Source organism: Tolypothrix sp. PCC 7601, from assembly GCF_025677855.1.
GTDB classification, from domain to species: domain Bacteria; phylum Cyanobacteriota; class Cyanobacteriia; order Cyanobacteriales; family Nostocaceae; genus Aulosira; species Aulosira diplosiphon.
The window spans coordinates 5,317,887-5,332,868 of the sequence record NZ_CP064879.1 but is presented as its reverse complement, the minus strand read 5'-3'; the positions used below and the strand labels follow the sequence as shown (position 1 = coordinate 5,332,868).

Genomic DNA, 14,982 nt, shown 5'->3' with positions numbered 1-14,982 from the left:
TCTTCTAAAAATTCAATAACTCACTGTTGATTAAGAAGTGGGCTTTGATGGTCTTTATGATCTCAGTCCCTTCAACGCAACCTTCTTGTGGATTTGTTTGATGTCTACTGATATGGAGGGCCGAAGTGCAGAAAAGGTGTGATCGAAATCGAAAACGTTCTAAAAGACGAGCCATATATTGTCCAGAACATGGGTGCTATTTAAATAGCATGAGTCAAAAATATGGGTTGTTTGCAGAACGAGCTGGACAGCTACAAGAGCGAGGGATGAAGCGGTTAGATGCCTTAATGTTAGTTGCAGCCAAAACTGCAATTCCTATAGACGGTGAGTGGTTGGAAGCTTTTTGGTGTGATGAATGCCAACAAACTAAGTGGTACCACGTTTGTAAGGGCGATTCCACTTATGAATTATCAGTAGCACCGCCAGAACTTTGGCAACAAGCCACAGGGGTAATTAATCCACACAGAAATCCTTCAGTGGGGGAGTTCACTAGTAGAAATGCTCGGATGCTTCGCTACAGAACTATTGAAAATTGTAAGTTTATATACTAATGCAAACACTCAAACATCTGTCGTTTTGAGCGAAGCAGAAGCTTAAAGATAATTGGCTTCGATCAAAATGACACCTGAAAATGCAAAATAAACAAAGCTTTATTGGAAAAAATAGAGCATTTATAAGTTTGAGTCGAATCTTTAGCGATTTGGAACAGCATTTATTGTAAAAAGTGGAGTATTCATAAGTTTGAGTCGAATCTTTAGAGCTTTGGATTAATTTTTGTTATGAAGGGTGGAGCATTTATAAGTTTGAGCCGAATATTTGCAGCTTTGAATAAGTTTTTATGGTAAAAAATCGTGTGTTTACAAGTTTTGTCGCATTTGTGACCACAAAAAACCATTAAGTTAGGAAATTTACGCAATTCCCCAGAAAATTTGATCGCTGATGATTCCCAATTAACACTAGTTCCGTATTGGTTAAGCATAAGTTAACTTATGTGTAGCCTTTCAAACATGGACATACTGCTATGGGAAGACCAAAGCGTACTTCGGTAATTTTAGAAAAAGCCCAGCGTCGGATAGCTGGTTTAAAGACAATTGATGGCTCACTAGATTTGGGAAATGGGCTTACGGTCGAAATATTTTTAGAATTAATTGAAGATACACGCAGAAAATTAGAGGCTCATAATATTGCTTTGTCAGCCGCCGATCAGACAGGTACTCTGGTTTCACAAGCAGAGCGATCGCTTGCCGATTTATCAGAGCGAATGTTAACTGGGGTAGCTTCTAAATATGGTAAACGTAGCGATGAATATGAGATGGCTGGGGGTGCGCGCAAGCGTACTGGTAAGCGGAATGCTCGCAAAGTAAGTACATCTACGCCCACAGAAAGTCCGGCTACAATCTAAGATATCTCGACGACTTGATAACTCATCAATTATTATTATTCAACCAACCATAGGGACACAAATTTTTGTGTCCCTATTAGATTAAGAGCGATGGATGTAGATCCAGATAATTTTTAATTTTTTAAATTTTGCAATTGCCTTGAGAGAATTACAATAAAATCCCCAAATGCTTGTAGGGGCGCAGTATTGCTCATTGATGTCAACTTAACGTGAAACCCGCTCTTGTGCAAGGTTTCGCCCTCACCCCCAGCCCCTCTCCCACCAGGAGAGGGGAGCAAGAGATTGAGTTCCCCTTCTCCTGCGGGAGAAGGGGTTAGGGGATGAGGGCGCGAGGTATTTGTACAACACTTGCCGTATATAGCTTTTAGCTTAAGTTGACACGTATGAGTATTGCTGTGCCCTTTGTGCTGTAAATGTGGAACCGCCGATCAATTTTGATGAGGTGAGACAAATTAATGAAAAAAGCGCTTATTTGTGGAATATCTGGACAAGACGGAGCCTATCTAGCGCAGTTACTTCTCAATCAAGGCTACTCAGTCTGCGGTACTTCCCGTGATGCTCAAATTTCATCTTTTCAAAATTTACTTCACTTAGGAATTCGAGAGCAAGTAAAGCTAGAGTCAATGGCTTTAACTGACTTTCGCAGCGTCTTACAGGTACTGACAAAAATCCAACCAGATGAAATCTACAACTTAGCAGGGCAAAGTTCAGTTGGTCTATCTTTTGGACAACCAGTAGAAACCTTAGAAAGTATAGCCACAGGTACGCTCAACTTGTTAGAAGCTGTTCGCTTTTTAGGTAAACGGATCAAGCTCTACAATGCCGGTTCTAGCGAGTGTTTTGGTGATACTGGCGAAATGGCAGCAGATGAAACTACTCCATTCCGTCCCAGAAGTCCTTATGCTGTAGCTAAAGCCACTGCATTTTGGGAAGTTGCTAACTACCGAGAAGCTTATGGTTTATTCGCCTGTTCGGGAATTTTGTTTAATCATGAATCTCCCCTTCGACCAGAAAGATTTGTAACTCAAAAAATTGTGGCTACTGCTTGTCGCATTGCTCAAGGTGGTACTGAGCAACTTTATTTGGGAAATATGCAGATTCAACGTGACTGGGGTTGGGCACCAGAATATGTGGAAGCAATGTATTTAATGTTGCAACAACAACAGCCTGATGATTATGTAATTGCTACCGGAGAAAGTACTTCACTAGAGGATTTTGTTGCCGCAGCCTTTGCATCAGTCAACTTAGATTGGCAAGAACATACTGTTATAGATAATAGCCTCCTGCGACCTACAGATTTAGCAGTGGGTAGAGGTAATCCAGCCAAGGCTGCAAACAACCTGGGATGGCAAGCGAAATACAAGATGAAAGATGTAGTGCAGATGATGGTGGAAGCAAGGTTAGCTAAGTCATGACAATGAAAGACAACATTCATCAACCCAGTTTAGTAATTGAAGCTGGACGCACAGAACAGCAATATTGGAAAGACTTATGGCGCTATCGGGAGTTATTTTACTTCTTAGCATGGCGAGACATTTTAGTGAGATACAAACAAACGGCGATTGGGATTGCTTGGGCACTCATTCGTCCGTTTCTCACAATGGTGGTGTTTACAGTCGTGTTTGGACAGTTAGCAAAGTTACCTTCTCAAGGTGCGCCTTATCCAATCCTAGTGTTTTCCGCCATGTTACCTTGGCAATTCTTCTCCAACGCTCTCTCAGAGTGCAGTAATAGCGTAGTTAGTAATGGCAATCTAATTTCCAAAGTCTATTTTCCTCGATTAATCGTACCTGTAAGTGCGATCGCAGTCAGCTTTGTAGACTTTCTAATTTCTGGGATGATTTTGTTGGGATTAATGGCTTGGTATAACTTTGTTCCTACCTGGCGAATTCTCACACTGCCATTATTTATTTGTATTGCCTTTGCTGCTTCAATGGGTGTCGGATTATGGCTGGCTTCTTTAAATGTGAAGTATCGCGACTTTCGTTATATTGTGCCGTTTATTATGCAATTTGGCTTATATATCTCGCCCGTCGGATTCAGCAGTAGTATTGTCCCAGAACAGTGGCGGTTTGTTTATTCCTTAAACCCAATGGTAGGTGTGATTGATGGTTTCCGTTGGGCAATTTTAGGTGGTGAAGCAAAGTTATATCTACCTGGGTTTATTTTATCTTTGGGGTTAGTAATATTACTATTCATAAGTGGCATTTGGTATTTCCGTAAGACGGAAAAGAACTTCGCAGATGTGATATAAAATTTTCTCTAATAGGCATTTATTGTAACCAATTACAAACTTGAAAAAGTTGGGCTAAGAAATATAGCTATGCGTTGATTCATTTACATTTAAAACACTGATGTAAGTAGGCACGAAAAAATCCAACATAGTTATATATTTCCCTGCTAACTTACTTCACTTATATTAACTATTAAGCGATTCATGCAACAGAAGCGTGATTTTGAGCAGAAACATCCGCAGTATAAAAATAATTGCGAATGGCTTTAAAACTAGGGAACAATCAAAAGCCAATGTCTGAAACTATTATTAAAGTTGAAAAAGTTAGTAAAAAATATATTATTGGTCATCAGCAGCAGGAACGTTATACTGCTATTCGGGATGTGATTACCTATAAAACTAAAGCTTTACTTAATCCGTTTAAAAGCAAATATAAAGCCCAAAATAATCAAGAAGAATTTTGGGCTTTAAAGGATGTTTCATTTGAAATTAAACAGGGTGAAAGAGTTGGCATTATTGGGCGTAATGGAGCGGGTAAATCAACATTATTAAAGATTTTAAGCAGGATTACAGAACCTACAGCCGGACGCATCAACATTAAAGGAAGAGTTGCAAGTTTGTTAGAAGTGGGGACAGGGTTTCATCCAGAGTTGACAGGACGAGAGAATATTTATCTTAATGGCGCAATTCTGGGTATGAGTAAAGCAGAAATTCAGCGTAAGTTTGATGAAATTGTGACGTTTGCTGAGATTGAAAAATTTTTAGATACACCAGTCAAACGTTATTCTTCCGGAATGTATGTGCGGTTGGCGTTTGCGGTGGCGGCGCACTTAGAACCAGAGATTTTGATTGTAGATGAAGTATTAGCTGTCGGAGATGCACAGTTTCAGAAGAAATGTTTAGGTAAAATGGATGATGTTAGCAAAGAAGGCCGAACAGTATTATTTGTCAGTCACAATATGACGGCTTTGCAAAGTCTATGCAATCGTTCTATATGGATGAATAATGGCAAAGTTTTAGAAGATGGCTTATCGAGTTTTGTAATATCTAATTATTTGGCTAAATCTGCTTCGGCAGTAACAGAACAAGTATGGGATAAAGAGAAGGAAGCGCCAGGTAACAATAATGTCAGATTACATCGTGTATCTGTGTGTCCAGAGCCGGGAAATCCATCTGATGAAATGAATGTTTCTACTCCTATTCGGCTAGAGTTTGAATATTGGAATTTCATACCCGATGCAAATTTAAATTTAAGTTTAGTTATTTATGATCTTCAAGATATCTGTATTTTTAATACTGTATCAGAATCAAAAGTTTCTCCACAGGGATTAATAAAAGGAATATGCCATATTCCTGGTGATTTTTTAAATGATGGAACTTATAGAGTTAGGATTTTAATTGTTAAAGATACATCTATCGTTGTTTTTAATCACGATAATATATTGATGTTTGAAATTGCTGACATTGAAAGACCAGGTAGCTGGTATGGTAAATGGATGGGCGCAGTTCGCCCTAATTTTATATGGGAAATAGATTTTAAAAGCCAGAATTCAACTATTAAATTATCATGTAATCAAGCAAATGAAAGTAATTAAAAAAGCATATAATTTAGTAAAATCTTTTTCAACGGAAAAACAACATCATATAGCTATTAAGAATGCTGATAATGCCATTAAAAATTTTCAGCATCCCTATCAACTAAATGTGGGTTGTGGAAATATTAAATTTCAAGGATGGGTAAATATAGATTTAGCATTTGTTCCTAATGTTACCGATATCATTTGGGACGCATCTCAAAAATTTTCCTTTTTAAAAGATGAATCTTGTTCATTAATTTATAATGAACACTTTTTGGAACATCTAGACATTGGACAAGGCTTGAATTTTTTATCTGAATGTTATCGATTACTAAATCCAAGTGGTGTTTTACGTATTGCAATGCCATCTCTTGATTATGTAGTTCAAAAATATAATTCTGAAAACTGGCGTAATCAAGATTGGTTAAGCTGGAAAGAATATAAGTTTATTCAAACACGTGCGGAGATGATAAATGTAGCATTTCGATCGTGGGGACATCAATGGTTATATGATCAAGAAGAGCTAGAACGTAGATTATACGAGGTGGGTTTTAAGGAATTAAGAAATGTGCAATGGGGTATCAGTGAAATATCAGAATTGAACAATAGAGAAACTCGTACAGACTCAATGCTGATTTGCGAAGCTAAAAAATAAAAATCAATCACAAATTCTCTAAAAATAAAATGCATCAGGTTATTTATCATTACATTTAAATACTACAAAAGCCTAAATGTACTAAAACAATCTTGCTACTTTAATAGCAACATATTGGAGGCAATAAAAATTGGTATATAAAGTATTAGTATTTCCAGGTGGTACAGAGATTGGATTGGAAATTCAAAAATCACTTTTGCATTGTAAGGATATCCAAATATATTCAGCTGGAAGTAGAATTTCAAATCATGCCTCTCTTGTGTTCAAAAATCACTTCATCATTCCGTCGGTTTCTGAGACAGATTGGTTAAACAGCTTAAATGAAATCATTATTCATGAAGGGATAGACTATATCTTTCCTGCTCATGATGATGTAATTGTGGCTTTAGCCGAAAATATAAAGTCTCTTAAAGCAAAAATTGTATCATCTCCGCAGGAAACTTGCTTAATTACCCGTTCAAAATCAGCAACATATCGTTTACTGGCAGATATAATTCCTGTTCCCAAATTATATATAGATATTGAACAAATAAGCACCTATCCTGTATTTCTGAAACCCGATAAAGGTCAAGGCTCTCAAGGTACTCAACTTATTGATAATCAAGAATATTTATACCAGTATTTACATAATAATCAACAACAAAATCTAATCTTCATGGAATATCTACCTGGAGATGAATATACAATAGACTGTTTCTCAGATAGAGATAGAGGTCTATTATTTTGTAGTGGTAGAGAGAGATCCAGAATTAGAAGTGGCATATCTATGAACAGTAAAACTGTTCATAACCAATCTGAGATATTTCAAAAGTATGCCTGCCTGATAGCAGAAAAATTATGTTTTCATGGAGCATGGTTTTTTCAACTCAAAAAGGATCAATATGGTATTTATAAGTTACTTGAAATTGCACCTAGAATTGCTGGTACTATGGCTGTTCATAGAGTTAAGGGAATTAACTTTCCTCTTTTAAGCATTTATGAACAGGAAAGAATACCAATTGAAATACTTATAAATCAAATTGACGTAAGTATTGACAGAGCTTTGATAAACCGTTACAAACATCATATCGAGTATAACAAGGTCTATGTTGATTTAGATGACACTCTAATTTTGAATGGAAAATTGAATTTAGAGCTAATCAAGTTTTTATATCAGTGCCTCAATCGAGATATTAATATAATTTTGATCACTAAGCATAAAGGTGATGTGAAAGAGACACTCAGTAAATATAGAATATTCAGTATATTTGATCAAATAATTCATATTGATAGTAGATCAAGTAAAGCAGATTATATTTGCGACGATAAATCAATCTTAATTGATGACAGCTTCAGTGAGCGCAAAGATGTTAGCAAACGCCTTGGTATTTTGACTTTTGATTGTAGTATGTTAGAAATGTTACTAGATGAAAGGAATTAGCTATAAATGCCAAATGTTGTTATTAGCCAAACAGATATAGAACATTTAAAAGTAATTCGTCATAATGTTGTTGAGTTTATGAAATATGCTTCAGCTAATTATGCCAAGCATCCAGGAAGATTACTAGACATTGCACCTCAAATTCATGAAGGTGCAGAACCTTTCTTTCAAAATTCGATTATTATAGATACTTTTGACATAAATCCTAAATCTGGATGTACTTATATTGGTGATATTTGCGGGTTTAATAGTTCTATACCTAATGAAACTTACGATTACATAGTATGTACAGAGGTATTAGAACATACCCTACAGCCTTTTAGTGCTGTAAATGAGATGTGGAGAATATTGAAGCCTGGTGGTTTGCTTTTCCTCAGCACTCCATTCAATTTTAGAATTCATGGTCCATTACCAGACTGTTGGCGATTTACTGAACATGGTCTAAGAGCTTTGTTAAATAAATTTGCAATAGTGGAATTGAATAGCATAGAAACCTTAGATAGAGCACTTATGCCGATTCAATATACAATCATTGCACAAAAAAATTAAAATAGCTAAGTAGAAATTTTCAAAAAATGCCTACCTACATCTATATAAGTTAATCTGGATTACTAACTTTTTAATTTAAAGCAAAATGTATTAGGATAAAGAGCAATTATCTAAACTTAATAAAAGGCTTATACATAGGAAAAAATGATAAAAGTTAAAAAACCATCCATACTTCCAGCATTAAATGGCGACCTGCTTAAAAGAGCTAATCTCTTCAAATTTATCAGGGAATTTATAGAAGCAGCTAACATGTCTGATGGCTACTATATGGAGTTTGGCGTACTTAATGGTGAGGCTATGATCGATGCTTATCGACAGTTCCGAGGTGTTGTCTCACATTATTTAGGATTTGATTCATTCGAGGGACTTCCAGATCTCAAAGAATCTGACCAAGAAGCTCAAGAATATACTCCTTATTTTTATAAGGGTAATTTTAAATCTATGCCTATAGACTATGTTAAAAATAACATCATCAGTTGCTCAAGAATGCAAGAAGAAGAATTAACCTTAGTTAAAGGTTTTTTTTCAGAAGTGCTTCCGAAACTAGAAAAAGCTATTCTGCGTGAGAAGGGAATTCCTCACGTTATTTATATTGATTGCGATCTCTACTCTTCTACATTGGATGTATTAAATTTTATTGATGATCTGGTTGTCACTGGGACTTGGATTTTATTTGATGACTACTGGTGCTACCGAGGATCTCCTCTTTATGGTCAACAAAAGGCAATCCAAGAGTGGTTAAACGGTCATGAGCGAATAGGGCTTTCTGAATACTCTAATTTTAATGGCTTTGGTAGAGCTTTTATTGCGTATGAAAAGTAGACATTTTTGGAGAAATTAAGGTGCCACACCTAACTAATTTATGATTCTCAGTGGCATTAAAAAACTTGTATCGTTATGTTGGTAATATCTACAACAATTATCCAGATTCCATATACAGTTATTACACAGAAATTTAAAGATATTTAAATTATGAATTTCTCAAATAAAAGTTTAGACAAACTAGGTATTTTTGGAAGTCAGCCACTTTTTCAAGAGAAGTTGTATGTTGGTCGCCCGAACGTTGGCGATCGCACACGTCTCCTCGAACGCATTAACGATATGCTTGACAGACGTTGGTTCTCCAATAACGGGCCTTTTGTACAAGAGTTAGAACAACGTATTGCAGATTTATTAGGAGTCAAACATTGCATTGCTATGTGTAATGGAACAGTAGCTCTCGAAATTGCAATCAGAGCAGCTGAATTCAAAGGTGAGGTGATTGTTCCCTCTTTTACCTTTGTTGCCACGGCTCATGCACTGCAATGGCAAGAAATTACACCTGTTTTTTGTGACATTGATCCTCAAACGCATACAATTAATCCTTGGCGAGTAGAAGCCATGATTACACCTCGAACCACAGGCATTATTGGAGTGCATCTGTGGGGACAACCTTGTAATGTAGAAGCTTTGGAAGAAATTGCCCTGAAACATCATCTCAAATTAATGTTTGATGCATCCCATGCATTTAGTTGTTCTTATAAGGGACGCATGATAGGTAATTTTGGAGATGCAGAAGTTTTCAGTTTTCATGCAACTAAGTTTTTTAATACCTTTGAAGGTGGCGCAGTAGTTACAAATAATGATGAGTTAGCGAATAAAATTCGTTTAATGAAAAACTTTGGTTTTGCTGGATATGACAATGTTACTTACATTGGCATTAACGGCAAAATGAATGAAGTTTCGGCGGCGATGGGTTTAACTTCTCTAGAAAGTATTGAGGAATTTACTGCAATCAACTACCGGAACTACAAGCATTATCAAGCAGAGCTAACGGATATTCCTGGAATCAGCCTATTCACCTTTAACCAATCTGAGTGTTGCAACTACCAATACATTGTTTTAGAAATCAATGAAGAAGAAACGAAAATTAGCCGCAACCAGCTGCTCAAAATTCTTCATGCCGAAAATGTGATTGCCCGTCGCTATTTCTATCCAGGCTGCCACCGTATGGAACCTTATCGCTCCTATTTCCCACATGCAGGCCTTCTGCTTCCTGAAACGGAGAAACTATCTCAACGAGTTATGATATTACCTACAGGAACTAATATAACAGAAAATCATATACACTCAATTTGTGAAATTATCAGATTTTCAATAACAAATGGAATTCAAATTCAAGAACGGTTAGAAGCAAATAAATCTAAAGTATCTGCTCAGATATATTAAACAAAATTATTTAAAAAATCGCATTATCTTTAAAAAACTATCAATATTGAACATATTTAACAGATGAATGAAAAATAATACTCCATTCTTGAATGAAGTTAAATCGCTTCAAGATAACAAGTACGATAAAATCCCAAAATCATCGTCTTTGCAAGATTTAAGATGGCTGATTGCTCAAAATACAATAGAAATTATTTCAGATGATTTACCGCTAGAACCAGCAGTCAGTATATGCATGATTACTTACAACCATCATCAATTCATAAAAGATGCTTTAGAAGGTGTTATTGCTCAAAAAACTACTTTTGAAATAGAGCTTATTGTTAGCGATGACTGCTCTACAGATGGTACTCAAGATATCTTACTTGACTACCAAAAAATATATCCAAATCTAATTCGTGTACTGCTGGCAAAAAAAAATCAAGGTCAACTTACGCCAAATAAAAATGCTCCCTTTATGCCTAATGTAATTAGAGCAATAGATTATTGTAGGGGTAAATATATTGCTCTTTGCGAAGGTGATGATTACTGGATAGATTCCTTAAAGCTACAAAAGCAGGTAGATTTTTTAGAGGCAAATGAAGATTATTCACTATGCTTTCATAATGCTAAAATTCAATTCATGCGCTCAGGTAATTTCAGAGAATGGATAATGCATGAGTCTCTTGATAAAACTATATTTGAGACTAAAGATTTACTTCGAGGATGGTTTATTCCAACCGCTTCTATTATGGCTAGAAATTATGGTGTTTCCATGATTCCTGAATGGTTTCATCATTGCCAAAGTGGTGATATAACTTTGTTATTATTATGGTCATTAAGGGGGAAAATTAAATATTTAAATGAAGTTATGAGTGTGTATCGTCTTCATGATAATGGTATAACAGCATCTGCAAATCATAGTGGGTATAATAAAGTTATTTCCATGATGTTTCTATATCAGAGCTTCAATATTGACACTAAATATAAATATAATGATGAAATAATGATAGCTATAATTTCTGAGATTAACACACATTTACCTGAAATCAAGGAGTTAAAAGCAGAAGTTGAAAAATTCAAGGCAGAGCTAACATTCCTTAAAGTCAAACATAAAATAAAAAATCTTATAAAAAAATATTTTTTGCATAAATTTACATGAATCTTACTAATCTTTTGACCAAACTATAGTGATTTCATTAATATCTTATTAAAGCGAAATTTTGCTTTGATTAACTATGAATAATTGAGAATTATAAGGTCGTTTTTTAATTAACTATATAAAACAAAAATTATATACTTGCATATTATAAATAATGAATATTGTTTGCACTATTGATAATAATTATGCACAACACTGTGCGGTCATGCTGTCATCTCTATTTATTAATAACCCAAACCAAAAATTTTATATATACATTATTACTAACGGATTAAAAAAACATATTAGTAATAAGATAAAACGTTTTTTTTATACAATTAAGCAAGAATATTCAATAATTGAAATTCAAACAAGTGAATTAGAAAAAGCTCCTGTTAGTCATCATATATCGTTAGCCACCTATTTTCGATTATTTATTCCTGAAGTTATTCCTGACAACATTGATAAAATTTTGTTTATTGACTCAGATATAATTATTCGTAAATCCATTGATCAACTTTGGTCTCTTGATATTCAAAGCTTTAGCCATGCTGCTGCTATTGCAAGTGGTATGGATGATTATCCCTCTAAAATCAATCTGCCAGAAGGCTCCCTCTACTTTAACGCTGGATTGATGCTAATTAACCTTAAAGCCTGGCGCGAGATGAAAGTTTTTCACAGAGGTTGTGCTCTGATTTATCAGCAACCTGAGCTATTACAATGGTGGGATCAAGATGTATTAAATATTCTCTTGAATAACTCTTGGCTTCCTGTTGATTTGACTTGGAATTCACAACCTTATCTTTATGATGAGTCTTTAATTAATTCTAAATATCAGGATAAATATAAAAAATTTAATTATTTAGAAGCTAAGATTGATCCTGCAATTGTTCATTTTGTTGGAGGTGGTAGTGCTAAACCCTGGCATCTTAATTGTAACCATCCTTTTAAACATGAGTATTTTAAATATCTTAAAAAGACTCCTTGGAAGAACAGCCATTTGATTGGTAAACCAAGTTTTATCTCAAAAATAAGATTTTATCTTGGCTTAGGTAGTAAACTGCATAATTTCCTTCAATTCTTGAGAACCAAATTGTTTAGCATATAGGATTGTGTTAAAACGCCTCTTTAATCAACAGGAAAAACTGAGAAATATTTGGGAATATTTTCGACTTAAATCACTTGGGGTAGAAGTACATTCTTCCTGTTTGCTAGGCAAGCATATCACAGCTAGTTTAGGCTTTGTGCAAGGTTCTATGGGCAAAATCTACTTAGGCCCAAAGGTGATGCTAGAACAAGGTGTAATTTTACAAGCTTGGGGAGGAAGTATTGCTATGGAAAATAATGTTTTTATTGGCCCATACACAGTAATTTATGGGCATGGTGGGGTCAAAATTGGTAAAAATACTTTGATTTCTATGCAATGCCGAATTTTATCTTCTAATCATACGATTCCTGATAAAAATATTCATATTCGCTCGCAACCAGACATTCTATTACCTGTAAGTATTGGAGAAGATGTATGGCTAGGTGCTGGGGTTACTATATTGGGAGGTGTCACGGTTGGAGATGGTTGCGTTATTGGTGCTGGTGCAGTTGTGACTAAAGATTTGCCTTCTTACTCAGTAGCAGTTGGTGTTCCTGCAAAAGTAGTGAGATATCGTCCATGAATCCTCTAATTTCTGTAATTATCCCTACCCATAATCCTAACCAGACGCGTTTACAAAGAACGCTTTGTGCTTTAAAAAAACAGACGTTGGATCAAGAAAGCTGGGAACTTATAGTAATAGATAATTTGACTACAGATCCCAAATACATTCCTAGTTTTGATTTCTCTTGGCATACTTCTACAAGAATCATTAGAGAGGAATGCTTAGGCTTAACAAGAGCAAGGTTAGCAGGTATTCAAAATAGCTTAGGTAATTATTTGGTATTTGTAGATGATGATAATGTTCTTTATCCTAATTACCTAAAAAGCGTAATTGATATTTTTCAAAATTATCCTCAATTAGGAGCGATTGGCGGTAAATCATTACCAGAATTTGAAGTACCACCGGAACCTTGGGTAAAAGATTTTTGGGTTTGTTTAGCACTCAGAGATTTAGGCGAAGAAGTTCAAGTCTATTCCTATAAAAACGAATCTATTGCTAGTAAAAAACACCCAGTATTTGCACCAATTGGTGCTGGAATGGCACTCAGATATCAAGCAGCTAAAGATTACGTGGATAGTCTTGGACAAGACTCTTTTAAGTTATCTTTAGACCGAACAGGTCAAAATCTACAATCAGGAGGAGATTGCGATATTAATCTCACACTATTAGATGCAGGTTGGGGAGTTGGTTATTTCCCAGAATTACAATTAACCCACTTAATTTCTGCTAATCGCCTCACCAAAGATTATCTTGCTCGTCTAAACTATGCCTCTTCACGTTCATGGATTCAAGTTTTAAACGAACATAATATCTGTCCTTGGAAAAAAATTCTTCCTTTAACTATTATACCGAGAAAAATGAAGGCTTTTTTGAGTTATCAAGCTTGGAAAAGTCCTACTGCTTTTATTAATTGGCAAGGTGCATGTGGAACTTTTGAAGGTTTAGCTATGCTATCTAATAAATAATATTACTTAAATTACATTTAAAATAAGATTTATTAAAACAATACTAAAAATATTAAATGAACCAACGAGAAGAAAAGAATAGAAATCAATGGTTAGATACTCTTCGAGGAATAGCTGCTTGTTGGGTAGTTATGTTTCATTTAAATCAAGTTATACCTCAAGAAGATAATCTTTACTTTCACTTTGTAGGTTTAGGCTATTTAGGAGTACCTATATTTTTTATTGTAAGTGGATATTGTATATACTTTACAGTTAAACGTTCAACATCTATTTTACATTTTTATTTAAGAAGATGGTGCCGAATTTATCCACCGTATTTGTTTAGTATTCTGTTAGTTATTACTGTTTGTGCATTTCGTAAGCTTGTGACAGGCACTAATGATGTGGCATATATACCTAACAATTTTCATTCATGGTTGGCTACTTTGACTCTAACGACTAGTCCTGTTAGCTCAGTTCCAACAATTAACTGGGTATATTGGAGTTTGAGTTATGAATTATTCTTTTATCTGATCATGGGTTTTATTATTTTAAAACCAAAATACCACTACTTATTACTGTATTCGCTCACTATATTAAGTTTAGTTCCAAGAATATCTGAACAGCATAATTTTTTATTCTTCTTTAATCAATGGGGTTTATTCTCTCTAGGCATAGCTTTAAAAGGTATATCTAGAAGCGAAGATATCAAGGCAGTACTATTATTACTAATTAGTTTAATATCAATTATTGTAAATAATCAAATAGAAGTCCAAGTCGTTGCCATTTTTACGGCTATAACTATATGGTTTTCAGATTATAATAAGGAAATTTTGCAAAAACAAAATTTTATAAATAAAATTGGAAAAATATCATATAGCTTATATTTATTACATGTGCCTATAGGTTGCTATTTATTGCTTCAATATCGTCAAGGTATATGGATAAAATATTTACCAATGCACATTATTTATGATTTTACTGTATTAATATTATGTCTAGCATTATCAGTATTATTCTTCAAATATGTTGAACTTCCTTCATTTCTTATAGTTAAGCATAAATAGTATTTTATCTTAATTGATATATTAATTAACGTAATTGAAAATGTTTATAAATAAAAAAATAAGTTTAGGATTGATAGTTTATAAGCTGTACTATCAACCTAGAGGTTTCTTAGAAAGATTAATCCATAAAGGTGTCACAAATACAATTTTAGAAT

The 14,982-nt window shown here is 34.6% G+C and carries 15 protein-coding genes; all 15 read left to right on the top strand.

All coding sequences use genetic code 11. The features are described 5' to 3' along the window. Nucleotides 1-125: 125 nt before the first annotated feature. The 15 genes from HG267_RS21910 (at nt 126) to HG267_RS21840 (ending at nt 14,827) form a co-directional block, all read left to right on the top strand. Nucleotides 126-551, top strand: coding sequence for a hypothetical protein (locus HG267_RS21910; protein ID WP_045867980.1), 426 nt, complete (start codon nt 126-128; stop codon nt 549-551). Between the two features lie 470 nt (nt 552-1,021). Continuing rightward, nucleotides 1,022-1,402: a hypothetical protein gene (locus HG267_RS21905; RefSeq protein ID WP_045867979.1), complete on the top strand. Its 381-nt coding sequence runs from the start codon at nt 1,022-1,024 to the stop codon at nt 1,400-1,402. A 455-nt stretch (nt 1,403-1,857) separates the two neighbouring features. Next, nucleotides 1,858-2,817, top strand: a complete 960-nt coding sequence (locus HG267_RS21900) for a GDP-mannose 4,6-dehydratase (protein WP_045867978.1) — start codon at nt 1,858-1,860, stop codon at nt 2,815-2,817. Nucleotides 2,818-2,819: 2 nt separating this feature from the next. Beyond that, nucleotides 2,820-3,656 carry an ABC transporter permease gene (locus HG267_RS21895; protein ID WP_045867977.1) on the top strand — a complete coding sequence of 279 codons (837 nt, stop codon included), beginning with the start codon at nt 2,820-2,822 and terminating at the stop codon, nt 3,654-3,656. Between the two features lie 272 nt (nt 3,657-3,928). Beyond that, nucleotides 3,929-5,230, top strand: coding sequence for an ABC transporter ATP-binding protein (locus HG267_RS21890; protein ID WP_045868844.1), 1,302 nt, complete (start codon nt 3,929-3,931; stop codon nt 5,228-5,230). Continuing rightward, entirely contained in the window at nt 5,217-5,867 is a 651-nt protein-coding gene (locus HG267_RS21885; RefSeq protein WP_052335051.1) for a class I SAM-dependent methyltransferase, read from the top strand. Before HG267_RS21890 ends, HG267_RS21885 begins: the two co-directional genes overlap by 14 nt. Nucleotides 5,868-5,997: 130 nt before the next feature. After that, the gene (locus HG267_RS21880) at nt 5,998-7,287 is read left to right on the top strand and encodes an ATP-grasp domain-containing protein (protein ID WP_045867976.1); all 1,290 of its coding nucleotides are present in this window, start codon (nt 5,998-6,000) and stop codon (nt 7,285-7,287) included. Between the two features lie 6 nt (nt 7,288-7,293). Beyond that, a complete protein-coding gene (locus HG267_RS21875; protein WP_045867975.1) occupies nt 7,294-7,836 on the top strand; it encodes a class I SAM-dependent methyltransferase in 543 nt (180 codons plus the stop codon). A 144-nt stretch (nt 7,837-7,980) separates the two neighbouring features. Then, nucleotides 7,981-8,658 (top strand): TylF/MycF/NovP-related O-methyltransferase, encoded by a 678-nt coding sequence (locus HG267_RS21870; RefSeq protein WP_045867974.1) that lies wholly within the window; start codon nt 7,981-7,983, stop codon nt 8,656-8,658. A gap of 150 nt (nt 8,659-8,808) precedes the next feature. Next, nucleotides 8,809-10,044, top strand: a complete 1,236-nt coding sequence (locus HG267_RS21865; protein WP_045867973.1) for an aminotransferase class I/II-fold pyridoxal phosphate-dependent enzyme — start codon at nt 8,809-8,811, stop codon at nt 10,042-10,044. 67 nt (nt 10,045-10,111) lie between these two features. Beyond that, nucleotides 10,112-11,185, top strand: coding sequence for a glycosyltransferase (locus tag HG267_RS21860; protein ID WP_052335050.1), 1,074 nt, complete (start codon nt 10,112-10,114; stop codon nt 11,183-11,185). Nucleotides 11,186-11,339: 154 nt separating this feature from the next. Continuing rightward, nucleotides 11,340-12,272: a glycosyltransferase family 8 protein gene (locus tag HG267_RS21855; RefSeq protein WP_045867972.1), complete on the top strand. Its 933-nt coding sequence runs from the start codon at nt 11,340-11,342 to the stop codon at nt 12,270-12,272. Nucleotides 12,273-12,276: 4 nt separating this feature from the next. Then, nucleotides 12,277-12,834, top strand: a complete 558-nt coding sequence (locus tag HG267_RS21850; protein ID WP_045867971.1) for an acyltransferase — start codon at nt 12,277-12,279, stop codon at nt 12,832-12,834. After that, a complete protein-coding gene (locus HG267_RS21845) occupies nt 12,831-13,781 on the top strand; it encodes a glycosyltransferase (protein ID WP_045867970.1) in 951 nt (316 codons plus the stop codon). Before HG267_RS21850 ends, HG267_RS21845 begins: the two co-directional genes overlap by 4 nt. 56 nt (nt 13,782-13,837) lie before the next feature. Continuing rightward, nucleotides 13,838-14,827 carry an acyltransferase family protein gene (locus HG267_RS21840; RefSeq protein ID WP_045867969.1) on the top strand — a complete coding sequence of 330 codons (990 nt, stop codon included), beginning with the start codon at nt 13,838-13,840 and terminating at the stop codon, nt 14,825-14,827. Nucleotides 14,828-14,982: the final 155 nt, after the last annotated feature.